General features: G+C 73.1%; 3 protein-coding genes and 2 pseudogenes. 1 reads left to right on the forward strand and 4 read right to left on the reverse strand.

Features of this window, described 5'->3' with window-relative positions; all coding sequences use genetic code 11:
* Nucleotides 1–1173, forward strand: a pseudogene (locus tag FHG89_RS00315) (transposase); the annotation flags it as partial.
* Between the two features lie 193 nt (nt 1174–1366).
* Here the strand turns inward: FHG89_RS00315 and FHG89_RS00320 are convergent.
* The 4 genes and pseudogenes from FHG89_RS00320 to FHG89_RS00335 all read right to left on the reverse strand — a co-directional run.
* A complete protein-coding gene (locus FHG89_RS00320; RefSeq protein ID WP_139581860.1) occupies nt 1367–1960 on the reverse strand; it encodes a GTP-binding protein in 594 nt (197 codons plus the stop codon).
* Nucleotide 1961: 1 nt separating this feature from the next.
* Nucleotides 1962–2339 (reverse strand): DUF742 domain-containing protein, encoded by a 378-nt coding sequence (locus FHG89_RS00325; protein WP_132232372.1) that lies wholly within the window; start codon nt 2337–2339, stop codon nt 1962–1964.
* A gap of 98 nt (nt 2340–2437) precedes the next feature.
* Entirely contained in the window at nt 2438–2842 is a 405-nt protein-coding gene (locus FHG89_RS00330) for a roadblock/LC7 domain-containing protein (protein ID WP_007455462.1), read from the reverse strand.
* Nucleotides 2839–3607: pseudogene (locus FHG89_RS00335) on the reverse strand (ATPase); the annotation flags it as partial. The pseudogene FHG89_RS00335 and the gene FHG89_RS00330, both read right to left, overlap by 4 nt.

Genomic DNA, 3607 nt, shown 5'->3' on the forward strand with positions numbered 1-3607 from the left:
GTGCGCGGCGAGCCGAGTCGGCTCGACGGTCCGACCAACCGGCCGGTGTCCTCGCCGCCGCCCCCACCACCCGGGATCACCCCGATCGCGCCGACACAGCGCGGCGCGGTGCCGCCGGCCGAGGCGGGCGAACCGTTCCGCCCGACGCTGACCACCGCCGCGATCAACCACGCGCGGGCCGAACGGCAGCGCACGGTCATCCCGCCCCGCCCGAAGACCAACGGCGAACCCCGGCCGAGTCACCAGCAGCGCCCGGTGGACGAGCCGCCGACCGGCGGGTTCAGCGCCACCGACCTCAGCATCCCCGTGCCGGCGCCCCGGCCCGGCCAGGAGTCGCCTCCGCCGGGCTCCCGGGCCAACTGGCCGCTGGTCAACAACCCGGAGGACCCGAGCGACAGCTCGGCGAACAACCCGGTCGCCTACCCGTACGGCGGGGGCCGTGGCGTCGACGCCCCGACCGACCCGGGTCGGGCCGACGGCCGGGTCACCCCGCCCTGGCTCGCGGACGACCTGCCCCAGGAGCCGCCCATGCTGCGGCTGGTGGAGCCGCCGCCACTGGCCGACCGGGCGCTGCGCGAGGGGCTCAACCAGCCCACCGACGCGCACCTGGACACGCCGCCGCTGCGGCTGGTCGACCGGGAGCAGGCAGCTCGCGGCGGCCGTCCCGCACCGCGCGCCGAGCGTGTGGCCGAGCACCGGCCGTCGCCGCCGGTCGAGCACCGGCCGCCACCGGTGGCCGACGAGGGCGACGGCGACCTGTTGATCTTCGCGCAGGCGAAGTCGGCCTGGTTCGTCGGCCAGGCCGAGGAGACCGACCTGGACTGGTCGACCACGGCCGACACCGGATGGCAGGCAGCCGAGCAGGCGGCCCGCCCGGCGGTGGGCGCCGAGACGACCGCAGGGCTGCCGAAGCGGGTGCCACAGGCCAACCTGGTCCCCGGTTCCCCGCTGCGCGAGGAGCGTCCACTGCGGATAGTGCGTGACGCGGCGAGCCTCGCGGAGAACACCACAGGCTACTTCCGCGGCTGGCGCCGCGGGCAGGAGATCGGCGGGTTCGCGGTGGGCGGCCGGCCGGGTCGTGAGGCCGCCGGCGGCTGGGACTTCAGCCGCGACCACGGTGACCGCGACGACGACCGGGAGTACGAGTACCGCTCCGCCGGCTACCAGTCCTGACCCACCGTCCTCAAGCGCCGATCGCGCCCTCAGTCAGCCGACTGAGGGCGCGATTCGTGTACGGGGAACCCGCAAGCAGGGCCACGCACGAATCCGCGCCGACCGTCGACGTGACGGCCGGCGCGGTCGGCGCTGGGCATGATGCGGTGCCCGATGGCGGCCGGAGCCACCACCGGGCGTGAAACCGTCCCGGTCAGGCCGGGGCGACGGCGCGCGTACGGCGCATGGTGAGCACGTACTCGACAAGCGAGATCAGCACGTGCTTCGTCGACTCCCGGTTCCGGGCGTCGCAGGCCACCACCGGCACGTCGCTGGAGATCGCCAAGGCGTCCCGGACGTCCTGCGGGTCGTGGTACTGCATCCCGTCGAAGCAGTTGATGGCCACCAGGTACGGCAGCCGCCGGTGCTCGAAGAAGTCGATCGCCGCGAAGCAGTCCGCCAGCCGGCGGGTGTCCACCAGCACGACCGCGCCGATGGCACCCCGGACCAGTTCGTCCCACATGAACCAGAACCGGGTCTGACCCGGCGTACCGAACAGGTACAGGATCAGGTCACGGTCGATCGAGATCCGGCCGAAGTCCATGGCCACCGTGGTCGTCGTCTTACCCGGCACCTGCCGGGTGTCGTCGACGCCCACGCCGGCCGAGGTCATGATGGCCTCGGTGGTCAGCGGCGTGATCTCCGAGACCGAGCCGACCAGCGTCGTCTTACCGACGCCGAATCCACCGGCGATAACGATCTTCGCCGACGTCACGCGGCCGCCCGGGTTCGGCGGGCGGTGCGACATGTCAGAGCCTGCGAAGTCCACTCAGCACCCTCTCCAGCAGTTCAGTGCCCACCGCGTCGTCGGAGTCGTCCAGGATGGTCGGCTCGTGGACCGCGACCAGGCCGTCCGTCGCCATGTCGGCGATGAGCACCCGGGCCACACCGAGCGGGAGCTGCATCCGCGCCGCGATCTCGGCGAGCGATTGCACGCGTCCGTCACACAGCGCGGCGATGTACTGGTGTTCGCGGCCCTGCGCGCCGTTGCCATTGGCAGCGGCGCGACCGCGCACCGTCGTCTCGACGAGCGCCTCCAGCGCGATGTCCAGCCGGGGGCGGGTACGACCACGGGTCACGGCGTATGGACGGACCAACGCTCCGGTCGGTTCGTCACGATCGGCCATGTCGCCGCTCACCTCCTTCGCACCCGGTACCGGCTCCCACCGGTGGAACTCGTCGTTGTTGTCCTTGCAGTTGCGCCGACCTCACGATCGGCCAGGCGTCAGCCCAGCATCCCCGCGGCCGCGCGCGGCTGCGGGGTCAGCGCGTCGCCCACCCGGTCGACCAGCAGCGCCATCTCATAGCCGACCTGGCCCACGTCGGAGCTGCGAGCGGCCAGCACGGCGAAGGACGAGCCGTCCGAGATGGACATCAGGAACAGGAAGCCATTGTCCATCTCCACGACGGTCTGCAGCACAGCGCCTCCCTCGAAGCAGCGGGCCGCTCCCTGGGTGAGGCTGACCAGACCGGACGCGATGGCGGCCAGCTGGTCGGCCCGGTCCCGTGGCAGGTCCCGTGACGACGCGAGGAGCAGGCCGTCCGCCGAGACGGCGACCGCGTGTGCGACACCGGGCACCCGGTCGGCGAAGTTGGCCAGCAGCCAACCAAGATCCTGCGTAGTTGTCATCCTTCTTGCTCCTTCTGCCCGCTCCCGGCCGCTGGGCCTGAGCCAGACTGCGAGGATTGCTGCCCTCCCGGAGTCGCCTCCGGGCTGGTCGGGTTGTCCGAGGTGCTACGCCCTCGCTGCACGCCCCGGTGGTAGGCGGAGAGCAGGCCACGGACCGCCTCCGGGGAGCGCCGCTGGACCGAGGTGGTGGGCTTCTCCACCGCGCCCGGCACGAGCTGCGCCATCGGCTTGCGCTTCGGCAGACCGGTCGTGGTGGTCTCGGCCACCGGCACCGCGCTGGCCGCTGCCGAGGCGGCACGCCAGCCGTCGTCGGCGGCGGTCTGCCAGCCGTTGGTCTGCTGCTGTTGGGGCCGGCGGTTCGGCAGGCTCTCGGCGGGACTGGGGCGTGCGCCCCCGTTCGCTGTCGACCCGTTGTCCCGCGGCGCTCCTCCGGCCGTCGGAGTGTCTGCCATCGGTGTGTTACCTGTCGTCCCGGGTGGTGTCTTGTGGACTGCCGGTCCGCTCGCCTCGACCGTGGCGAACTGTTGCGTCGCGGCGCCGCCGTTCGTCGCCGGCTTGGCGGCTGCCGCCGCCTCCTCGGGACCCGGACGACGGGTGCGGAACCAGGCCGACTCGAGCTCCCGGAAGATCGGCAGCTCCATCGTCTCGTCCGCGTACCGCTGCCGGTTCTGGGCCTGCGGCTGCTGCGGCACCGGCCGGCTCTGTGCCGCCGCGGCCGGAGCCGCAGCGGGGGCCGGGGCGGGGGCCTGAGCGGGAGCAGGCGCC

The organism is Micromonospora orduensis (assembly GCF_006228125.1).
GTDB classification, from domain to species: Bacteria; Actinomycetota; Actinomycetes; order Mycobacteriales; family Micromonosporaceae; genus Micromonospora; species Micromonospora orduensis.

What these genes read in the sequence shown, in the direction of transcription:
- FHG89_RS00320 (WP_139581860.1), bottom strand. Translation starts at nt 1,960, where the DNA reads ATGTCGCACCGCCCGCCGAACCCGGGCGGCCGCGTGACGTCGGCGAAG.
- FHG89_RS00325 (WP_132232372.1), bottom strand. Translation starts at nt 2,339, where the DNA reads ATGGCCGATCGTGACGAACCGACCGGAGCGTTGGTCCGTCCATACGCC.
- FHG89_RS00330 (WP_007455462.1), bottom strand. Translation starts at nt 2,842, where the DNA reads ATGACAACTACGCAGGATCTTGGTTGGCTGCTGGCCAACTTCGCCGAC.